Below are 20,750 nucleotides of genomic sequence, written 5' to 3' on the forward strand. Positions count from 1 at the left end.
ACGAGTTGAGTTTTGTCAAGCTGCGGGTTTCATGGCGCGGGCCAATGCCGATGCGGCGGCGGAGGCAAGGCCGTCGAGATCGCGCGCGATCACGACGCCGGCGCGATCGAGCGCCTCGACCTTGGCCGCCCAGGTTTCTGCGTAGGAGCCGATCATCGCGGCGGCATGTCCCATCTTCTTGCCGGCTGGTGCGGTGCGGCCGACCAAGAGAGCCGCTGACGGCTTCGCATCCGACCGCCTGGCGTATTCGGCGAGCGCGTATTCTTCCGAACCGCCGATCTCGCCGAGATAGATGATGGCGCGCGTCTCCGGATCGTCGTGAAACAGCGCGATCGCCTCCGCGGCGTTGACGCCGCGCACGGGATCGCCGCCGATGCCGATGACACTGGTCTGGCCGAGACCGGCCGACGACAGGCGGAAGCAGGCCTCGTAGGACAGCGAGCCGCTGCGCGAGATCACGCCGATCGGCCCGGGCGCGTAGCAGAAGGACGGCATGAAGCCGAGCTTGGCCTTGCCGGGCGAGATCAGACCGGGCGAGTTCGGCCCGACCAGATGCGCGCCATGATCGAGCGCAGCAGCACGCATTTCCATCGCGTCCAACACAGGCAGGCCGTCGCCGGGATAGGCGATCAGCGGGCAGCCTGCCTCAATCGTCTCCAGCACCGCATCGAGCGCGACAACGGCCGGCACATAGACCAGCGCGGCATTGGCGTGGGTTTCCTTCATCGCTTCGACGACGCTCGAAAACACCGGAACGCCTTCAATCGCCTGGCCGCCGCGCCCCGTCGCCACGCCGGCAACGACCCTGGTGTGGCTCTGCGCGAGATCCTTGACGGAGAACGTCCCGAATTTGCCGGTGATACCGACGATCAGCACGCGCGCATCGGCATCGAGAAGAATGCTCATGACTGCGCTCCCGCCACTCGCTTAATGATATCGGCGACCGCGGACTCCAGCGTCGCGTGGTTCTGACGGCCGGCCTCACGGAGAATCGTGGTGGCGAGGTCACTGCGCGTGCCGTTGAGCCGCAGCGTCACCGGCTTCGCTGAGGTTCGCCTCGCCAGCAGCTCGACGAGCGTTTTCGCCACGCGATCGGTGTGCAGCCCGCCGCCGAACATGCTGACCAGAATGCCCTTCACGTTCGGCGCGCGGTCGAGCAGGTCGAAGGCAAGCCCGAAGCCCGCCGGCGTCGGATTGCCGCTAATGTCGAGGAAACAGGCCGGCTGCGCGCCGGCGCCATCGATCGCGTCCATCGCCGCCATCGTCATGCCGGCACCGCCCGAGATCAGCCCGATCTCGCCGTCGAGCCAGACCAGCATCAGATTGGCTTCTTCGCAGAGCCGGATGTCGCGCTCCGCCTTGTCGCGTGACGCGGCGATAGCGGATGCCGTGGCAGCCTTGCGGAAGTCCGCCGCTTCATCCAGGACGATCTTGGCGTCCGCGGCGATCAACGCACCGCCCTTGGAAACGACCAGCGGATTGATCTCTACCGTGGTGCATTCGTTTGCCTGCGCGAGATCGAGCAATCGGCGAGCAGTGGAAATGACCCGCTCGCGCACCTTCGGGTCGCTTTCGACCGGCTCGAGCAGCGCGCGGAAAGCATGGGCGCGAAAATTACGGGCCAGCCCGACCGGATAGCTCAGAGGCGGAGGCCCAACCTCGATATCGACCCCGCCGCTCGGCGAGTAGAGAACGTTGTAGCCGCCAACGCGGCTGTCGATCGCGACTGCGAGATAGAGCTCGCGCTCGATGTCCAACCAGGCCTCAACGAGCACCGACGCTGGTGCCTCGCCGGCAAAGCGCATCCCCATGATCGCCCCGAACGCCACTTCCAGTTCGGAGGTTGAAGTCGCCTTGCGGATGCCCCCCGATTTGCCTCGACCGCCGACGGCCACCTGCGCCTTGATCGCGACAGGAAAGCCGATTCGGCAACCGCGAACTTCTTCGAGCGACCGCAGCTCGTAGCTTGAGGGAGTGGGGACGGCGGCGGCGCGAAGTAACGCCTTGCCCTGGGCTTCGGTGATCAGCATAAAATGCATCATGCATTCTATCTGAGCGCGGTCAATGCCAAATTCAAACAAAATCGCCAGAATTCGGGAGGTTTTGACGGAACGAGGTTGAGTCGACTACGGTTTTCGGCCAAGATAATGCATTATTCTGGAGCTGAAAGGACTCGCACTGTTTCCAGCGGCAGAGTCGGCCCAACGTCCACGTAAGACGAATTGCTGCGTCGAGCTACGGCGGCGACATCGCGACGAACTTTCCCGTGTACACACAGCAGATTGTCGTGCGCCTCACCCGGCGTGAACGCGAGATGGGACCGGCAGGGTATGGTCCCGCCGCCGCGTCAATCTCGCTCGCCAGGCACCGTCGTGAATGATCCCTATCCTGATGATTATCTTCGGCCGTGCAGGCTACGTGCACACGTACGACCGAGGTATCGATCAATTGCATGCCACGTCACCACCCGGTGGCCAGCGTATTCATAATCCGATCCAGACGTCAGCCCGCCGCGAACGAAGCAACTGTAAAAAGTTGTACGAGGATCTCATCTCCAGCGCGTCGCGCCAATGGTGCACCGAAAGATGCCATCAGGCACACGCGACCGTCATTTGCGCGCTTGGCGCGCCGCGGCGTGAGACGTCGCAACGCTACACATACTCTTCAAATTAATGCCAACTGAACTGCTAAAATCTACGAGGTATCAATTTAGCGCGCGTAAAGTGAATGAACTGCAGCTGCCTTGCTGAGTGAAGCGTTCTACCACGACCGCAAATAGCTCATTTTGCGATGTGATGCCGAGCCGCTGATATGCGCGACGACGATATGTCAGCACACTGTTGAGGCTGATGGCGAGTTCGTGGGCTATGGCCTCAGAACTGAAACCAAGCAGAATGGCGAGGCATACGTCGCGTTCACGTTGCGTAAGGTTGCGAGGACAGCCTGAGCAGTAGGTTCCGATCCAGCAATTTCTGGCGCAAGAGGTTCACGGACGGTCGCGCGATCAGATGCTACGGGAAACCGCCCCTTCGCTGTTTGTGGACAAGTAGCGCGCCTACTCCCGCCGAGATAAAGAAATGCGCGGTTAGATACACAGCGGCGCCCGCCACGGACAGAATGACAGCTCGATCGAAGCTTGGCGACGCTCCATGCAATCTCGTTAGATTCACGATGGCGCTGTCTGACAAAGCCGATGCCCATGGAAAAAGCGCGATATTGCATCGCCCACTTCTGGAAACCCCGCCCAATAGACATGCCGAGCACCGTTGACGATCAATAGGCGCGCACCAGGTATCCTCTTCGCAAGAATTTCTGCATTGCTCGCTAAGGCGATTTGGTCTTCGCTCCCGTGAATCACAAGCGTCGCCGAGGTGATCGATGGCAAAGCGTCCCATGCATCATGGCTTGCCGATGCCTTGAGATGGGCCATAAAAGCTTCAAGGGAGCAAGGATTGGGCGCGCCAGTCGCCGCCGATTCAGGATTCTGTGCAATCCAGTCATCCGTAAAGGACATGCGTTGCAGCGTGATTGGATCGTTGCTCGCAATTGCCGCCGTCGCGTCGGCTGGCCTCGGAACGCCATGCTTGTCGCCGACTGAAGATGCACCCAGGATCAATGCGCATGTGCGTTGCGGATAGTCCACTGCAAGCCATTGGGCGATACGCCCACCCATTGAATGGCCGTAGACATGAGCCCGGTCGAATCCCGCGGCGTGCATTATTGTCGCTGCATCACGCGCGAAGTCCCGTGTTGACCATTGCGCGGGAAAGTTCGCTTCGCTCAACCCTGTGCCACGATGGTCGTAGACAATGACCTGATGCTTACTGGAAAGCTCGGTAACTACGGAGCTCCAGACGGTGTGGTCGCAAGCATTTCCTGCGATGAGAAGGACAGGGTCACCATCTTGGCCGTGAACGTCAAACCACAACCGAGCTCCGTCAAAGCTCTTAGCATAAGACATCTTTGATGTTCCTTATCGTTCAAACCTGCTTCGCACCATCTTCTTTCAACCGGTTGATTGACACCTATGGCGGATTGCGTCAAGCTTCCGGTTCGGCAAATGACGCGTTCATTTTCGTCAGACGCACGGCCTGCGAGCCGCGGCACGCCTGAATAGAAGTGAGGTCTGCTTGAGAATGAACACAGCCGCACATCAATGAGCACTCGTATGCCGAGTACGATGAGGGACCGCACGCGAACATGCCGAAGCCGTCAGCTAGGGCTAACCTACGGCCAGAGCGAGAAGCTTGCTCTCCCGGAGATGCATTCGTTCTCTCTGACTTAGCGGTCCGGTCGATCCAGCGACCAATTCAGAAGCCGCGCGTCAATTTCAAACTAATTCCAACTTGGCGAAACGCATGTAGGAGCGAAACGTGAAAAGATTGTTGGGCAAGGTCGCTATCATCACCGGTGCCAACGCTGGTATCGGCGCAGCCTCCGCGAAGTTGTTCGCGGCTGAAGGGGCCAAAATAGTGGCATCTGCACGTCGAGCGGATCTCGGGGACAAGGTGATAGAGGATATTACCGCTGCCGGGGGCGAGGCCGTGTTTATTGCCGGCGACGTCACGAAGCTTGGGGACCACCAGAAGCTAGTCGATGCCGCGATTCAGAAATGGGGTAGACTCGATATTGCGTTCAACAATGCCGGCATCGGTCATCCGCGCAGTGACATTCAAAACTTCGATGAGGAAATCTGGAATCAAGTTATCCAAGTCGACTTGACCGGTGTCTTCCTAGCCATGAAGGCCCAGATTCCAGCGATCCTGAAATCGGGTGGCGGATCGATCATCAACACGTCATCAATCGGCGGTCTCGTTGCGCATCCAGGTAGCGCCGCATATCGAGCCGCTAAGCATGGAGTCATCGGTCTGACCAAAGTTGCCGCCCTGGAACTGGCCGATAAGAACGTCCGCGTTAACGCTCTGTGTCCTGCCGGCACGATGACAGACATGTTCGACAACGTGCTGAAGAGCAATGATGCCCTCCGCGCACAAATGCTCGCCGATCATCCCATCGGCCGCTTTGCGGAGCCAGTGGAGCAGGCCAGGGCAGCGCTGTTCCTTGCCAGCGACGAGTCGTCATACATGACGGGCGTCGCCCTTCCAGTCGACGGCGGATTCACCGTTCGCTGAATTCGGGACTGAGGCAGCGGGCACTGCGTTGATGGACGATCTCCGAAAACATCAGCGGCCCGCTCGCGGCGTCGACAGCGTGTCGGGTGACGCCAACTAGTAGGCACTGGACCTAGCTAGACTCGTTCTTCGTGAACTAGAAACCGTCGGAGCTAGTCAGCATCGTCCCCATCACGCGAGAACTAGAGGCATTCGTACAGCGCAACCTCTTCGTAAGCCCGCACCATGGGAAGACTGGAAGCGGCCGCGGCGCTTCGATGTGCGTCAGTGACGCCGCGACCGTTGTGATCGTTCGCATTGCCCTTGCTACGTGCGCCCCCCAGGAAGCCGCCGAACGCGCCAATTGGATTCTACTTACCGCGCAAGCATACGCAGACCGTTTTAGGGGGCTGATCGATCAACGTTTCCAGAGACTCTCCACTAGATCTAGACGCTTACCACAGGCTGTGAAATGCACAGAGTATTCCAGAATTTCATCGACCTTTTGTCGTCCGCGGAAGACATTCGAGACTTCTCCAAGGCTATGGCAGATACAGCCAGCGCTATGGATCTATCTTGTTTCGCCTATCTCGCTCTCCAGCGAAGAAAAAAGGGCACTCCGCGCCTGATCTCCACATACCCCTCGCCGTGGACGGCGCATTATTTGCGCAACAATTATCAAATCATCGATCCCGTTATTGGAGAGGCGCTTCAGACCCCCGAACCCTTCCGATGGGGAATTGATGTCCGATCGAGATTCATGTCGACGAGTCAGCAGCATCTCCTCGATGAAGCCGCGCAATTCGGAATCAGATTTGGCTTTACAGTCCCCATTCACGATGGGCACGGTCCAGTCGCGGCACTGACCTTTGCTGTCAACGAGCGACGGCCGCAATTTGAAGAGCGCATTGAATCATACGGTCGCGTTCTTCAGCTTATGGCAATGTACTTCCATGCGCACGTTCGCCGTAAGCTCGCGAAAGAACTTGATGTAGATGGAATACGCTTGTCTCCGCGCGAACTCGAGTGCCTAGAATGGGCTTCGCGGGGGAAAAGCGCTTGGGAAATTGGATGCATCCTTGGCATCTCGCGCAACACCGTCGCATACTACCTAGAGAACGCGAAGGAAAAGCTGGGTGTGCGGACTGTCGTACAAGCGGTGACGCTCCTGGCGGCTGCGAACAAAAGAAAGCAAAAATAGGGCTCGCGCCCCCTGCAACTGCAGGTGATGAATCTAATCAAGAATCCCGCTTCAAAAGAGCACTTGAACACTTTTGGAGGGACTATGATTCAACTGATCGCACCAGCTTCGTTTGGCGAATTTTCCGGCGTTCTCGTCGAGATGCATCAATTGCGGCATCGTGTTTTCAAGCTCCGCATGGCGTGGGACGTTCAAACCAGCGGGGACATGGAAGTTGATGAATTTGACGCATTGAGTCCCACCTACCTGGTGCAGATGTCTCATAGCGGCCAAGTGCAAGGTTCCGTTCGCCTCCTCCCTACCCTCGGCCCAACCATGCTTCGCGACACCTTTCCCACGCTTCTTGAAGGTCGACCAGCGCCGTCAGCCCCTCAAGTTTGGGAAAGTAGCAGATTCGCGATCGATGTCGCGGCCGAAGCGCCAAAAGGAGATCACGGCATCACTCGTGCCGCTTACGAGCTGTTTGCGGGAATGGTCGAGTTTGGGCTTTCGCGGCAGCTCACTGACATCGTTACTGTCACGGATGCCCGAATGGAAAGAATCCTTCGACGAGCCGGTTGGCCCCTGCGACGCATTGGCACTCCTGCCGCGATTGGCAACACCTCAGCCGTGGCGGGTTACCTTGCGATTTCGAGTGAGATTCTATCCAATCTTCGTAGGGCTGGCGGTCTCTCAATGCCGGCTCTTTGGACGCCAGTAATCTTCGCGGCCGCCTAGAACCATCCGCCTCATCCCACGAAATTCATTTCCCCCGCGCGTAGCGGTGGGCGCGGTATGTCGCGGTTTGCTACGAGCTACGAGCAATGACGGAATCTGACAACAGAGATGATTGGCGGCATGCGGCACGGGCTATTGAGCTGCAACAGCTTCGATTAGCCGTAGCCGCTTCCGACTACGGAAGCTTTCGACGAGCCGCAGAAACGCTTTCCATCAAACACACTGTTCTCAGTCGTTCCATTAGCCAGCTCGAGTATCTAGTTGGGTGTCCACTGTTTGATCGCTCTAGCGGAGGGATCAAACCTACCAGCGCTGGCCGCGCGGTTCTGCGAATCGCGCGGTTGATTTTGGAACAGGTTGATGCACTCGTCGACACAGGATTATCTAATGGCCGCGGCGAAACCGGTCACCTTACGATGGGCTTCTGCACCTCCATTTCTACCGGTAATTTGCGGGCTACCTTAGGGGAATTCAAGAAGCGGCTGCCGCAGATCGAATTGACAACGATGGAACGCTCTCGCCTACGTCTAATGATTGCCCTTCGTAGCGGGACCGTCGATGTGGTCGTCAGCCCCGGACGTCTCGTTTCGAAGGGCACCAAAGCACTACCGCTCTGGAGCGAACGCATCCTGATTTCGCTGCCTCAGGATCATGGCTTGGCAGCACGCGATATCGTCTACTGGACCGATCTGCGTAACGAAACGATCCTTTTGAGTCAGTATGATCCCGGACGAGAGCTTGAGGATCTCTTGATCTCGAAGCTCGTACTACCCGAGGATCGTCCTAAGATCGAGCGCCATGACGTTAGCCGAGGTATCATCAAGAGCCTGATAAGTATGGGCATGGGGCTCAGCCTCGTGATGGAATCGGACATTGGAGCGAGCTTTGCCGGCTTGGTGTATCGAGAGCTTCAGGACGGAACGGGACCAAGCCGGTTGGACTTCTATGCGCATTGGCGCGAAGACAATGAAAATCCGGCACTGAAGCGTTTCCTCGATCTGCTGGCAGAACGCTATCCCTCACCTCCGGCTCTCGGAGAATGACCGGTTCGCCGTGCCTTTGCAAATCCGCGGTCAGTGGCCATGAAGCGGGCCAGCATGGGCGCGACTAGCTTTGCCGGATCGATCCGCTGCCCGCTTTCGCGTGCCATGGCCTCTGCATAGGCGACAAGATCCCGATGCACTGATGCCGGAAGTTCAGTGGTGACCTTGACGGGCTTGTCGTCAGGCAGTGCTCCTATTCTAAGCTTGGACATCCCCCTATCCTCCGTACGGCGCAAGTATGAGGTCGCGATTGACGACAACGCGAACCGGGAAACCAGGTCGCACGGTCAGCGTGGGCTGGATGTTGAGACTACGCCGAACCACTTGCTGTCCGGTCTGGTTCAGTGAGTCCGAGGCGCCGTGCCGCAATGCCTGGATGATGGCACTGTCGTTGCTGTTGGTGTCAGAGCCGGCCCCTAGTTCGGTCCCGACAGCCAGAAACGTAGAAAGTGCCCCAGCCTTGAATAGCTCACCCCAGTGATTGTCGACCTGGTCTTCGAGGCCGGCATAGCCGGCGGTGTCAGTACCAGGCTGCCGCTCGAGAACGATAGAACGTCCATTCGGCATGATCAGCCGCGTCCAGACCAGCAGGACGCGGGACTGGCCGAAAGTGACCTGGCTATCGTAGATGCCGATCAGACGCGCCCCCTGAGGCACAAGCAAAAAGCGACCGGTCGGCGTGTCAAAAACATTCTCGGTTACCTGTGCGGTAATTTGGCCTGGCAGGTCCGATCGTATCCCGGTGATCAGCGCTCCCGGAATCATCGTTCCGGCCTGCACGATGTATGGTGAAGCTGGCCTGGTGACGCGGTCAGGGCTTACCGTGCGACGGTCCACAGAAGCATTCACGAAGGCAAGCTTGCGGTCCTGACCGTTTTGTGCAGATCCATCGTCGCCAGTGCTCGTTGCGTTCGGCGGCACGACGCGCTCGCCTGCAACAGCCGTAGCGGCGGACGGACGCACTTCTCGTCCATTTGTTGAGGCGAACAGATGGCTGATGCGGGCTGCCTCGGTCTCCTGATCCCGGCGCTGCTGGTCCGGATCAGCGCCGCTCGTCGGCGACTGCCCTTGAGCGGCAAGGATCGGTCGACCGAGGTCCCCGGGAAGCGGCGGACCAAGCTGCGGGATTGGCTGGCGCGGAACGCCAGCATAGTCCTTCGGTAGCGTCGTAATACCGTCGGCAACATTGTGATGGTCGGTACTGTAAAGCTCATCGGCCGCTTGATTGCGGGAGCGATTGTTCTGCAGCGACCACAGCACCGCTCCGCCGATCACAAGCAGAGCAACCGCGCTCCCCCCGGCCAGGACCTTCCGCGATAACCGTGCCACGCGCGGACGCTCCGCTCTCAAGCGGAAGCCTTCGGACTGCTCCCCTTGTGCCTCCGGCGGAGCTGCTTGCTCGTGATTGTTTTCATTCCGAATGTTCATGACGACGGCCTCCCGTCGGTCCTGACAATCCTGACCTTCTGCTGGTGCTCACCGCCGAGCCGGAGTTCGGCGGCTGCAAATAGCCGATCGACGATCAGCACGTTTCCGTACGCGCGATAGTTGACCAGTTCAGTCTTGCCGTCTGCGCCGATGACGAACAGCGGAGGCATCTCGCCCTGTACGATCCCTTGCGGAAATTCGACATAGACCTTGCGGCCGTCGTCATATGCGGCAGTCGGCCGCCAGGGTGGCCTATCCCCTTCGATTGCGTAGCGTAAAACGCGCTGCGTCGGATCCGGAAGCACAGGTCTCAGAGCGATCGAACGCGATCGCTCGCGCACGGTTTCCGGATAGTACCAGGCGACGGATGGCATGTGTGGCCGCTCGCGGGAACGTAGTTCGATCAGGTAGGTGCGCCGATCGGTATTGACGACGAGATTGGTCTCGATCGATGCGCGGGTCGGCTTGACCAGGATGTGGACGCGGCGCGTGTCACCGCTCCCGCTCTCGGTATCCCCCACGACCCAGCGTACGGTGTCTCCTGCCGCGATGGGCCCTGATCCCGTCAACTGCTCTCCTTCCTCGAGCGCAATATCCGTGATCTGCCCCGGTGCGGCATAAATCTGATAGAGCGCCCCGGGACTGTAAGCGTAGATTTGCGCTGCATTGAAATACCCCCGTTTGCGTGGTTCGACCCGGGCCGCGCTGTTTGCCGTCTCAACCCGGCTCGCGGGTTCGGGCTCTTCCTTCCCTCCCGATTGGCCGCCGAGAGCTGGCTTCCAGAGCGGCGGAACGTGAAGCGGTCGCGGTCTGTCGTCGAGAGCCACTGGGGGCGACGGCAGTGGAGGAACTTCAGCGTCATAGCTGATCTCCGGCGGAATGGAGGTCGCGCACCCACCGAGCATCGAAGAACAAAGCAGGAGAGCGTGCAGACATGCTCGTTTCGCGGTCACGAACTTGGGCCGAGGCGAATTGAGCCTGCTTTGCACGAAGGGATGTTTCGAATGAACGTTGGACGGCGTGTTGGTCACTGACTCAACTCCTTTGACCAGTTGATGGCGCGGACGTAAACGCCAAGGGGATTCTTGCGCAGGCGTTCGGCATCGCGCGGCGTCTCGATCACGATCGTGAGAATTGCAGTCCATCGCTCGGTCGAGTTCAGCGAGCCGTTGTCGTAACTGCGTTGGGTCCAAGCGACCCGAAAGCTTTCTGAGGACGCGCGGATGACGCTGGAAACGTCCACGGAGATTTGCACCTTGCCCAACTTGGCGAAGGGGTCATTGTTGCGCGCATAGTCGTTGAGCGCTGCGGCGCCGCGATCGGTCGCAAAATCATAGGCGCGGAGCCAATTCTGGCGCAGAACAATGCCGTCCGCGGGGAGGCCCCTAACATCTTCGATAAAGCGCGCCAGATGATAGGCGATCTGAGCGTCTGTCGGTTGATAGTCGATGTTGGCCGGTGCAACCCTTTGGGCCTGACCGAGATGATCGACTTCGACAACCCAGGGCGTGATCGAGCCTTGGCTCGATTGCCAGACCAACCCACCAGCGAGACCGGCTGACAGCATGAGGCAGCCGAACGCCATCAGGCGCCAGTTCTTGGCCTGCACGCGCGCGGATCCAATGCGTTCGTCCCACACCTGCGCTGCCTTTTGATAAGGCGTGATCGGTTCAGGCATGCGCCCGTAGTGAACTGACGGTCGTTTGAACATCGATAGTGCCCCTGAGCTCAAGTGATCGGTTTCAAGTCGTGCAATGAAAGGGTTTGAGGCACTGCTGTGTGGCGTAGGCCCCGTGGTGCGTCTCAGCGCTCTCCTTCGGACAAATCGACGGAGGATCCGCCGCCACCGTGATCGCCCGAGCGGACGGCGTGGCCAGCTGCCGACGCCCCATGTTGAATGGTCTGGGCACGCTTCATGCGGCGCGCCCAATCGGGCTGCCCTTCAGCCGAGGTGCTGGCGGCCTGCTCGCCCGCTTGCCCGCCTCCGAAGGCAGCCGCTGCGCGACGTAAAGGACTCATGGCAGCCGAAGAGCCAGCCTCTGCGACGCTAGCAAGGCCGCCGCTTCGATACGCGGCTGATACCCCGCTCATAACAGCGCCGCCACCGCGCGCGGCGCCTGCGATCGCGCCGCCAGCGAGACCAGCACCGCCGGCGGCAACACCTGCGCCTGCCGCAACAATGCCGCCGGCAGCAAGGCCTGTTCCAATCGCGGCGCCGGCGCCGAGTTGGGGTCCGCCCGACACCAGGCCGTTTGCGATACCTGGACCGAAGATACCGAGGCCCAATAGGGAGAGCGCCGCGAGCACCAGCGTCATCGCGTCTTCAATGGTTGGCTGTGCGCCGCCGAAACCAGTGGTGAATTGCGAGAACAGGGTCGATCCGATGCCGACGATGACGGCCAGGACCAGGACCTTGACCCCTGAGGATATGACGTTGCCCAACACCCGCTCTGCCGCAAAGGCGGTCTTTCCAAACAAGCCAAAGGGAATGAGTACGAAGCCGGCCAGCGTCGTAAGCTTGAACTCGATCAGGGTGACGAAGAGCTGGATCGCCAGAATGAAGAAGGCGAGCAGCACCACGACCCACGCGAACAGGAGGACGACGATCTGGACGAAATTCTCGAAGAAGCTGATGTAGCCCATCAGGCTGGAGATCGAGTCGAGCATCGGCCGGCCGGCATCGAGGCCGACTTGGGCGATCTTTCCCGGTCGCAGGAAATCTCCCGCCGACAGGCTTGTGCCGGACGCTTTCAGCCCAAGACCCGCAAAGCTTTCGAAGACGATGCGCGCCAGGCTGTTCCAATTGCTGATCAGGTAGGTAAAGACGCCAACGAACAGCGTCTTCTTGACGAGGCGCGCGATGATGTCCTCATCCGGCCCCCAGCTCCAGAACAAAGCGGCAAGCGTGATGTCGATCGCAGCAAGTGTAGTTGCGAGATATCCGACGTCGCCACCCAAGAGACCGAAGCCGTTATCTATATAACGGGTAAACGTCTCCAGGAATTGATCGATGATGCCGGTACCCGTCATGGCTTGCTCGCTTCAGGTAGCGCCACGGACGGATATCCTTGCGGTATCCGACTTTGATCCTTCGGCGCGAGCACCCGGCCCGCGACTGGATCGAGTCCTCGAGACGCGGCAGTGCTTTCCTTCTTGCCAAAGAAGCGACGCCGGTTCTCGGCCCAGATTTGTTGGCAATGCTGATAACCTGCCGCATCCTCCGAAGTGATGGTGCGACAACGCGCGATGTCGGAACCGTCGACGTCCGTGGTCTGCTCTGCCTTTGGCGGCGCAGACGTATCTTCTCCACGACGAAGCTGGATCGTGCAGGCTGCAACGACCAGTATTCCGATCGTTGTCAGTAGCGACAACGCTTTGAATGGACCTGTATCGCTCATCAGTGGAACATCCGCACGTCTTGGGATTGATAGCCCTGTCCCTGTAGCGCGGCAATCTGGGTAGGAAGTGCGCGGCAATTAGGATGGCGAGGCAGTGTCGCGGCCTGATGATGATTGCCGCGATGATTGTCGCGCGCAAGAGTTTTGTTGAACTCTGATTGTCGCGCAGCGTCAATCAGCGACGGTTTTAGGTGTCGCGTGCGATGGCGGCCGTCCTGGACCGCGTTTTCGTTCGAGGGCGGTTCGTCTGCGATAGCTCTCGACGTTCATCTCGACGATGGTGGCGTGGTGAACGAGGCGATCGATAGCGGCGAGGGTCATGGCGGGATCCGGGAAGACCCTATTCCATTCGCCGAATGGCTGATTGGCGGTGATCAGCATCGAGCGGCGCTCGTAGCGTGCACTGATGAGCTCGAACAGCACGCTGGTCTCGGCCTGACCCTCGCCGGCAGCGAGCACGTCGTCCACCGCGCCGAACCGAACGGCATTGCCGAGCAAGTCGCCCATAGCCCGTCGTGGCGTGTCGATCGGAGCCTTTCCGAGCCGCACCCGATCGAAGCCGTCTGGATCGAGCCAGGTTCGATGCACGCCGGTGATCCGCCCCTTAAGGTCCGTGACGCGGGCAACCATCGCCGGCCAGGTTTCGGTCGGAGAATGCTCATCCGGTCTATAGTAGCAACGAGGATGGAAGCGCAGGCTGCCGCCATGGTGGACGCGTGCTATTCCGCGGCGTTGCAAATACGCCTCGACCACCGTGCCTTCGATCGGACTTGAGATCGCAAAGAGCCGACGGGCTGCTTCCTGCGATCCGACCGGCGCAAGCGAACGATTGGGCTTCGAGGCAAGCAGCGGCTCGGGGCGAGGCAGCTTCAGAAACCGCCTCGCTTCCTCGCTGACCTCGCTGAAGTCGCGCAAACGCCGGCATTCGCGAATGATGTCGAGGAGGTCGCCATGCTCGCCGGTCGCAGCGTCAGTCCACTTGCCGGCGGGGCCTTTAGGTGATTCCTGGAGCCGCACGAACATCGAGCGCCCCGGCGTGTTATGGACGTCGCCGACCACCCAATATCGCCCCGCGCGCTTGCCATTGGAGAGATAATATCGGCACACGGCCTCGGCCTCGCGCGCGAGGCGGCGTGCCAGTTCGGAAGCGTCGGGTGACATCACGCGGCCTCCCGCTCACTGACGCGCGCGACCGGGTAGGTGTCGAGCACCTTTGTCAGTATCCCGATGCCGCTTGCGTCCGTGGGCACGAACATCCGCAGCTTCCAGGATAAGGGCCGCGGAGGTGAGAGTAGCAGTGGCACGCATCGAGAGCGGCGCGGCGGCAGCGCCGCCAGCAAGAGATTCGGTCATGACAGGATTTCTCGGGAGAGCAGGAACGGGTCGAACCATCAGGCGCTCTCCTTTGACCCGACGGCTCAAACCCTTCCCGGCCCAGCTCTCCCTCTCAGCCCTCGCCAATAAAAATGGGGACCGGCGCTACACACCGGTCCCCAAGCAACTGCAGGACGGCCGGAGCCGTCCCGCTCTGTGTTACTCAGCCGCGTCGAGCTGTTGCGGGTCGTCGTTGCCCGCGTTCTCCCGATCCTCATCGTTGGCGAGGAATTCGGGCAGTGGGCTGGCTTCACCCTCCTGCTCCGCCGACGACACGCTGGGATCGACGAGACGCAGCGGTTCCGGCAACCAACCCGAACCATCGAGAAGCCGCTCAGCCTCCTTGGCCATGTCAGCTTTCTTCAAGTGGTCGATCAGTTGTGCGGAAGATTCACCCCGCGCTTCCCGCACCGCCTCCAGAATGCGAGGCTTGGTGACCCGGCCGAGATAGTTGTCGGCGGTCGGTCGCCAGCCGGCCTGCACCATGTCGAGCCCGACCGCGCGCGCCAGCACATTTGCCTGGTCGAGACGCGTGCGGACGCCGTGGGCGGAGACATGACCCTGATTGTAGCGGTTGGCTTGCTCGTAGAGAGCGTTGACCGCAAATGATGCGCAGTGAGCGAACAGGGACGCCTGAGCGTCACCATCGAGAGCTGTGAGCGCATCCCAGAGATCGTTCTCGCCCTTCGGCAATCGTGCTTTCCAGGACTCGTGCCGAACCTCAACGGCCTTCGCGGACTCGCTTTCCCTCAGCCCGGGGGCTTGAGCGGGAAACGTCGGCGTGCGAAGTCCGATCTCAAGAGAGCTTCCAGAAGACGAGAACCCGTAAAATGCGGTCAGCACGAAGTTGTGCAATACCGCCTGGAACGCGATGGCGGGATTTTCTGCCAGTGCATCACGTAACGCCAGCGTACGATGCGCCGTCAGCTCGGTGATCAATCGATCCGGCAATGGTCTCGTCACGTCGTCATCATCCTCGTCGGCTTCGACCGGCGCACCTGCCACCGAAACCACCGTACGCTGAACGGAATAACTGGCGTCGCGTCCCTCGGTTGATGACGTATCGGTGCTCTGGCCGACGTCAGGGTCGGTTGACGGCAGGTCGTCCTCTGGCCGGACGTAACCCCGGCCTACCGAGAGGCGTCCTTCGGAATCGACACTTACGAATACGCCAGCTCGGGCAATCTCCGCGGGATCGTAGAGCACCGGCCTGTCTTCGAGCGCCGTCAGTGCAGCCTCGATCTGACCGAGACGCTGATCGACGTCGTCGGGCAATTCGTCGGCATCCTGGTATTCGGATTCAAGCTTGGCCTGTTCGGCGTTCAGCGCGTCAATGGTGACCTGCTCGTCAGGGGACAGGTCGAGAGGTTTGCCCTCCAGTTCGCGCAGGCCTGTCGCATGGCCGTAGGGGAAATCGACGGCAACGGAAATCCACTTCCAACCCTCGGCGGCAATGGTCTCGGCTTCGGCCTTGAGCCTTTCTGTCACGAGGCGGTCGAGCAAAGGGACATCTTGAAGCCAGCCGCCGTCATCGTGCTCGAAAAGGTCCCGCAAAACGGTGCCGCCGGCCTGCTCGTAAGCGTCAAGTCCGACGAGCTGGGCGCGACGGTCGGAAGCGCGCACGGTGTTCTCCGTCAGCATCCGCCGGATCTGATATGGCTCGTCGTTGCTGGATCTGCTGGCATTATCCCAGACCTGCTCCTGACGCGCCTGGTCGGCCGTGACGGAAAAGGCCATCAGCTGTTCGAGCGTCATGCCATCTTCGGCATAGACGTCGTGCAACTTCGGCGACACCGATGCCAGACGCAGGCGCTGCTTGACGATCGCTGGCGAGACGAAGTGCCGCGCGGCGATATCCTCTTCACTCATGCCACCGTCATGCAACGCCTTGAACGCGCGGAACTGATCCAACGGGTGCAGGCCGACCCGCTCGTCGTTCTCGGCAAGGGAATCGTCCTCGGCGATGCCACCATCCCTGATAACGCAGGGGACAGGTTGCGTCCTCGCCATACGCTTCTGCTTGACCAGCAGTTCGAGCGCGCGGTAGCGGCGTCCACCAGCCGGCACCTCGAACATACCAGTCTCCTGGCCGTCGGCATCGGCGACCGCACGGACGCTCAGGCTTTGTAACAGCGTGCGCTGAGCGATGCTCTCCGCCAGTTGCTCGATCGAGACGCCGGCCTTCACGCGGCGGACGTTGGACTGGCTGAGCACCAGTTTGTTGAAGGGGATATCGCGGGAGGGACTGAGTTTGATTTTCTGAACGGCGCTTGCCATGTCGGTTTCTCCACGACGGGCGGCCGAAAGACTCTCTCTCGACCTCCTACCCGTCACAGACAAGCTGGCGCGCCTCTCACTCTCTGACGCGCAGCACCAACTGTAGGCGGACACTGAGACGACGTGCGGATGGATCACGCGGCCTCCTCATTGCCCTCAACGATGGAATCGATCGCGGGCGGCAGAAAGGCGAGCAGGAAATCGGCGGCTTTCGATGCCGCACTCGCGGCGCGCACAAGGGCGCGATTATCCTCGCGCAGCACCTCCAGTAATCAGCAGCAGACTATAATGTGAAGGAGCACCACGTTTCCGGCGTTATGTCGGGATAGTGCGCGATCTCCTCCACATTATTTCCTTGCCGCTAAAGGGTATCGAGCCAGGCGAGAACGCTCTGGTCCTGTTTCCACGATGGTCGCTTTGTCGATCGTGAGGGGCTTTCGAGGCGTTCCAGTGCCAGGCGCTTTGTTTCCAGATTTGCCTGAGCGTAGTGGTTTGTGGTGTCGAGGCTGACATGGCCGAGCCAGCTTCGGATCACAGTGACGTCAACACCTGCCGCCACCAGATGCACCGCCGTCGCATGACGGAAGCTATGAGGTGTTACATGCTTCGAAGTCAGGCTGGGCGTGATCTTCGCTGCCGCTTCGACGTATTGCGCTAGTTTGAAGCGGACACCCGATGCGCCGAGCGGGACGCCATACCGATTAACGAAGATCGGCTCGTCGTCGGCCCTCGGCCGTCGCATGAGCTGCGATCTTAGCAGCGACACGGTCTCTGGCCAAAGAGGGCTCAGTCGTTCTTTTCGTCCCTTGCCATAAAGACGCACGCAGGTTGGCGAGTCGAACCGGATAGCCCGCGGGCAAACATCGAGTGCCTCCTGGATGCGCGCGCCGGTATTGTAGAGGAAGGAGAAGAGTGCGTGGTCGCGTTGCCCCTCGATCGTCGATCGATCGGGTTGGGCCAGAATGGCCTTGACCTCCTCGGGCTCCAGATAGCACGGCGCGTGGATCGGCGCTTTCTTCATGGGTACGTGCAGAACCTGGGTACATTGCTCGATAGCCGTCGGCTCACGATCAGCAATGAAGCTGAAGAAGCTGCGCAACGCGGACAGGCGACAGTTGCGTGTGCCGATCGTATCTCCGCGTTCCTGTTCGGTGTGTTGCAGGAAGGCCTTGACCTCGGAGGCCGTCAGGTCGCCCAGTGTGAGCTGGGCTACCGCCCGGCGTCGGCGTTGAGCCACGAACCTGAGGAACAGGCGCCATGTGTCACGGTAGGACCGAACGGTGTGCGCAGAGGCATTTCGCTGCTGAACCATCCACTCGTAAAAGAAGGCGTGAAGCAGCCTCGGGAACGGGTCGACCGGTCTCATGGCTGCACCCTCTCTGACGCGTGCAGGCAATGTGACGCGAACGTCCGGAAGCGTTCGTTTGCTTGCTGAAGGAGTTCCTGGGTGACCGTGATGTAAACCAGCGTCGAGTGGATATCGCGGTGCCCCAAATATGTCGCGAGGAATGGAAGCTTGTCCTGCGGATTGATGCCGGCGCGGTACCATTCGAGAATGCGGTTCACGACAAACGAGTGACGCAGGTCGTGGATGCGAGGGCCAGCTTTGCCTTTCGCCGGCTTGAGTCCGGCGCGCCGCAGGATGTCGACAAGGCAACCGGCGATGGCGTGCGACGTGTAGCGCGCGTTACCCTTATCGTGCCAGAACAGGCCCGATTCAGGGCTTTGTGGCACCTTTGCCTTGCGCCTCGCCTCCAGATATTCCCGCAGTGCCGACAGCGGGCTGTCAGCCAACGGCAGGATCCTCGATTTGAAGAATTTCGTCTCCCGGATGGTAATCGCGCCGACCTGAAGATCGATGTCGGCAAGGTTCAGGCGTACGAGTTCTCCCAGCCGCAATCCCGCGCAATAGGTCAGGACCAGCATGGTGTAGAGGCTGATCGGCCGCAACGGTGAACGTGGAGAGGGGTAAGCTCGAGCGATATCGAGGAGACCACGAACCTCTTCCTGGCTGTAAATATAAGGCCGACGCCATTGGCTCGCGACCTGCTGTGCGGGACGGGGATCCGGACGCCTTGGTTTGATGCCGGGATCGAGATGATGCTGTGCCTTGGCCAAGGCGCGAGCGAGCTTTTCGCATTCGGCGGCATGGTTGGCGGTTGATCGCGCGGCCGCCCAGTGCTGCAACATGATCGACACTGACTCTCCCGCCAACTCCGGATGCGCTTGCAAGAAGCGATCGAACCGCCAGAACCAGCGGGCCTGCGTCTGATAGCGATAACCTCTCGCCTGCATCAGCGTGATGTGGTTGCGCATGAGGTCGCCGAGAACACTGCCGAACGGTGGGAACTGCCGTAGCGCTTCGAGTGCCTGTTCGGGATCGGGCGCGAGCAGCGACCGGACGATCGCCTTGTCGCTTTTCGCATGGTACTCGGCACGCAAATCAGCAATGGGATTGCTGACGATCAGCGCTTCCCCCACGAGGAAGTCGAGGAAGCGATTGACGATGCGGGCGCGATGCAGCAGCGTCGCCATGGGCCAGTGCATGGCATATTCGCGCAACCACGTTTCGAGCACTTCTCGGCCAATCTGACCGGGTGTGCACTGATCCCGGATAACCACTTCCTGGAAGGTTCGGAGCGCCTGACGGTAATAGATCGGAGTGGTCGAGCGGCGTAGCCGGAGCTGACCAAGATAACGGGCAATCGTTCTGCCATCGGTGTCGGGCCAAGCGTTCATGAGCGCACCTCCTGTCCCGGGATCTCTAGGGCGATTGCGCGCAGGTCCTCCGTGGCAAGTTTCAGGTAGGGGATCGTCGATTCCATTGAGCGATGACCCAATACGTCTCCGATCAGCTTTCGCGGGACCGACGCCCGTAGCAGACTGACTGCACGTGCATGCCGGAAGATGTGCGGGCCGCGCTTGCCGCTTAGTGTGATGCCTGCCGCCTCGATCCGCCGGCTGACTTCGCTATAAATGCGCACCATGGGAACGTAGGGTGCGCGGGTGCGAACAAAGATTTCCCGCGCATCAGTTTCAGGGCGGCCGTGCCGGAGATAATCGATCAGCGCCTCCCCGACGGTCTCAAACAAAGGCAGCCGAGAACGATCACCCGTTTTGGAGCGGCGGATGTGCAGAACATCGCGGCGCCAATCGACATCTTCCAGTCGCAACCGGATTATTTCACCGGCACGCAAGCCATAGACCGCCAGAAGCTGGAGGATGGCATGGTCGCGCAAGCCCATCGGCGACCGGTCTTTTCGGACAAATTCCAGGACGATCGAGATCTGATCCGAACTTAACGCGGATGGGATGCCTTCATACGCATAGAGCAGCGGGGCAATAATATGCTGAGAGAGATCGACCGCAATGCGACCCGTCCTGTGAAGATGTTTCAGCAGCGACCGAAGCCGCTCAGCGACATCCTTCAAGGATTTCCGCTTTAGCGCGCGAGCCCGCATGTCCATGTAGATATCGAGGTCGCGGACGGTCAGGTCTGCAAAACTGGCGTTCGAATGCTTGATGAGCCAGGCACAAAAATTTCGGGCTTCCCACAGCAAGGCGTCGACCGACGCCATGGCGAGCCCACGTTCCTCCCGCAGCCATGTGTGATACTGATCGCATACCTCTCGACAAAGCCGCTCGCCAGCATCGGTGGCCGCAGGTTCAGGTGGCCAGCGCTTCAACGCGAGCTTCAGCAGCGCGTGGATTCCTGATCTGGGAATGCCTATCCAATAGCGAGCTGGAGCACGGGCATGATGTTTGCGAAATTGTCGAACCGCAAAGCGCAGATAATTCGTTACGTCTGCCGGCGTGACCGCTTCAAGAGCAATTTTGCGCGCCGCCAGATACGCAAGAAAGTAGTCGGCGTTGCGGCAATAGTTGTGAACTGCAACTCGATTATATCGCTGTCGCGTCAGCGCATCGTTAAGCTCCGCGACAAGGGTACCGTATCCATGTGGCATGAAGGCTTCCTCAACTGTGTTTGATGAACAGCCGAGGGTGTCACGATCAAAATAATGCGCAGCAAGTCGTGAGGCTCTTTCGCCGATCTCCACAAGCCGAACGCGCTAAGAATCTTCCCTCACATTGTGATCTGCTGCTGATTACTCAACGTCTTGCGGTCCGACAAACGCGCCATCTTCACCGCCGCGAGCAAGGCGCAGCAGGTCGCCGACTGGATGCACGCCCAGCAGGCCAA

Annotated in this window: 18 protein-coding genes and 2 pseudogenes; 4 read left to right on the plus strand and 16 right to left on the minus strand. The window is 60.1% G+C overall.

The window, feature by feature from the left end; translation table 11 throughout:
• Positions 1-15: 15 nt before the first annotated feature.
• The 4 genes and pseudogenes from ACWAT4_RS31305 to ACWAT4_RS31320 form a co-directional block, all read right to left on the minus strand.
• Positions 16-906 carry a succinate--CoA ligase subunit alpha gene (locus ACWAT4_RS31305; protein WP_449728896.1) on the minus strand — a complete coding sequence of 297 codons (891 nt, stop codon included), beginning with the start codon at positions 904-906 and terminating at the stop codon, positions 16-18.
• Positions 903-2,042, minus strand: coding sequence for an ATP-grasp domain-containing protein (locus ACWAT4_RS31310; RefSeq protein WP_449728897.1), 1,140 nt, complete (start codon positions 2,040-2,042; stop codon positions 903-905). The genes ACWAT4_RS31305 and ACWAT4_RS31310 overlap by 4 nt, the downstream gene beginning before the upstream one ends.
• A 662-nt stretch (positions 2,043-2,704) precedes the next feature.
• Positions 2,705-2,929, minus strand: a pseudogene (locus tag ACWAT4_RS31315) (response regulator transcription factor); the annotation flags it as partial.
• A gap of 237 nt (positions 2,930-3,166) precedes the next feature.
• Positions 3,167-3,961 (minus strand): alpha/beta fold hydrolase, encoded by a 795-nt coding sequence (locus tag ACWAT4_RS31320; protein WP_449728898.1) that lies wholly within the window; start codon positions 3,959-3,961, stop codon positions 3,167-3,169.
• Positions 3,962-4,373: 412 nt separating this feature from the next.
• On the opposite strand from ACWAT4_RS31320, the gene ACWAT4_RS31325 reads away from it, so the two are divergent.
• The 4 genes from ACWAT4_RS31325 to ACWAT4_RS31340 all read left to right on the plus strand — a co-directional run bounded on the left by ACWAT4_RS31325 (position 4,374) and on the right by ACWAT4_RS31340 (position 8,072).
• Entirely contained in the window at positions 4,374-5,132 is a 759-nt protein-coding gene (locus tag ACWAT4_RS31325) for an SDR family NAD(P)-dependent oxidoreductase (RefSeq protein WP_449728899.1), read from the plus strand.
• Between the two features lie 451 nt (positions 5,133-5,583).
• Complete coding sequence (locus ACWAT4_RS31330; RefSeq protein ID WP_449728900.1) at positions 5,584-6,312, plus strand: LuxR family transcriptional regulator; 729 nt, start codon at positions 5,584-5,586, stop codon at positions 6,310-6,312.
• Between the two features lie 84 nt (positions 6,313-6,396).
• Positions 6,397-7,029 carry an acyl-homoserine-lactone synthase gene (locus tag ACWAT4_RS31335; protein ID WP_449728901.1) on the plus strand — a complete coding sequence of 211 codons (633 nt, stop codon included), beginning with the start codon at positions 6,397-6,399 and terminating at the stop codon, positions 7,027-7,029.
• A gap of 86 nt (positions 7,030-7,115) precedes the next feature.
• On the plus strand, positions 7,116-8,072 hold the full coding sequence (locus ACWAT4_RS31340) for a LysR family transcriptional regulator (protein ID WP_449728902.1): 957 nt from the start codon (positions 7,116-7,118) through the stop codon (positions 8,070-8,072).
• Here ACWAT4_RS31340 and ACWAT4_RS31345 read toward each other — a convergent pair.
• From ACWAT4_RS31345 to ACWAT4_RS31400, 12 genes and pseudogenes are all read right to left on the minus strand, one after another.
• Complete coding sequence (locus ACWAT4_RS31345; protein WP_449728903.1) at positions 8,042-8,284, minus strand: DUF2274 domain-containing protein; 243 nt, start codon at positions 8,282-8,284, stop codon at positions 8,042-8,044. The two genes, ACWAT4_RS31340 and ACWAT4_RS31345, sit on opposite strands and share 31 nt — an antisense overlap.
• A 4-nt stretch (positions 8,285-8,288) precedes the next feature.
• Complete coding sequence (locus ACWAT4_RS31350; RefSeq protein ID WP_449728904.1) at positions 8,289-9,500, minus strand: TraB/TrbI/VirB10 family type IV secretion system protein; 1,212 nt, start codon at positions 9,498-9,500, stop codon at positions 8,289-8,291.
• Positions 9,497-10,531 carry a P-type conjugative transfer protein TrbG gene (trbG, locus tag ACWAT4_RS31355; RefSeq protein WP_449728905.1) on the minus strand — a complete coding sequence of 345 codons (1,035 nt, stop codon included), beginning with the start codon at positions 10,529-10,531 and terminating at the stop codon, positions 9,497-9,499. Before trbG ends, ACWAT4_RS31350 begins: the two co-directional genes overlap by 4 nt.
• On the minus strand, positions 10,528-11,211 hold the full coding sequence (gene trbF, locus ACWAT4_RS31360; RefSeq protein ID WP_449728906.1) for a conjugal transfer protein TrbF: 684 nt from the start codon (positions 11,209-11,211) through the stop codon (positions 10,528-10,530). Before trbF ends, trbG begins: the two co-directional genes overlap by 4 nt.
• 92 nt (positions 11,212-11,303) lie before the next feature.
• The gene (gene trbL / locus ACWAT4_RS31365; protein WP_449728907.1) at positions 11,304-12,530 is read right to left on the minus strand and encodes a P-type conjugative transfer protein TrbL; all 1,227 of its coding nucleotides are present in this window, start codon (positions 12,528-12,530) and stop codon (positions 11,304-11,306) included.
• Positions 12,527-12,898: a putative entry exclusion protein TrbK-alt gene (gene trbK-alt / locus ACWAT4_RS31370; RefSeq protein WP_449728908.1), complete on the minus strand. Its 372-nt coding sequence runs from the start codon at positions 12,896-12,898 to the stop codon at positions 12,527-12,529. The genes trbL and trbK-alt overlap by 4 nt, the downstream gene beginning before the upstream one ends.
• Positions 12,899-13,069: 171 nt before the next feature.
• Positions 13,070-14,059: a DUF7146 domain-containing protein gene (locus ACWAT4_RS31375; RefSeq protein WP_449728909.1), complete on the minus strand. Its 990-nt coding sequence runs from the start codon at positions 14,057-14,059 to the stop codon at positions 13,070-13,072.
• A 372-nt stretch (positions 14,060-14,431) separates the two neighbouring features.
• Complete coding sequence (locus ACWAT4_RS31380) at positions 14,432-16,549, minus strand: ParB/RepB/Spo0J family partition protein (protein WP_449728910.1); 2,118 nt, start codon at positions 16,547-16,549, stop codon at positions 14,432-14,434.
• Between the two features lie 134 nt (positions 16,550-16,683).
• Positions 16,684-16,818, minus strand: a pseudogene (locus ACWAT4_RS31385) (antirestriction protein ArdC); the annotation flags it as partial.
• A 92-nt stretch (positions 16,819-16,910) separates the two neighbouring features.
• Positions 16,911-17,915: a tyrosine-type recombinase/integrase gene (locus ACWAT4_RS31390; protein WP_449728911.1), complete on the minus strand. Its 1,005-nt coding sequence runs from the start codon at positions 17,913-17,915 to the stop codon at positions 16,911-16,913.
• Positions 17,912-19,288 carry a tyrosine-type recombinase/integrase gene (locus tag ACWAT4_RS31395; protein ID WP_449728912.1) on the minus strand — a complete coding sequence of 459 codons (1,377 nt, stop codon included), beginning with the start codon at positions 19,286-19,288 and terminating at the stop codon, positions 17,912-17,914. The genes ACWAT4_RS31390 and ACWAT4_RS31395 overlap by 4 nt, the downstream gene beginning before the upstream one ends.
• Positions 19,285-20,514 (minus strand): site-specific integrase, encoded by a 1,230-nt coding sequence (locus ACWAT4_RS31400; protein ID WP_449728913.1) that lies wholly within the window; start codon positions 20,512-20,514, stop codon positions 19,285-19,287. The genes ACWAT4_RS31395 and ACWAT4_RS31400 overlap by 4 nt, the downstream gene beginning before the upstream one ends.
• Between the last annotated feature and the right edge of the window lie 236 nt (positions 20,515-20,750).

It is taken from the genome of Bradyrhizobium sp. T-1 (assembly GCF_053592855.1).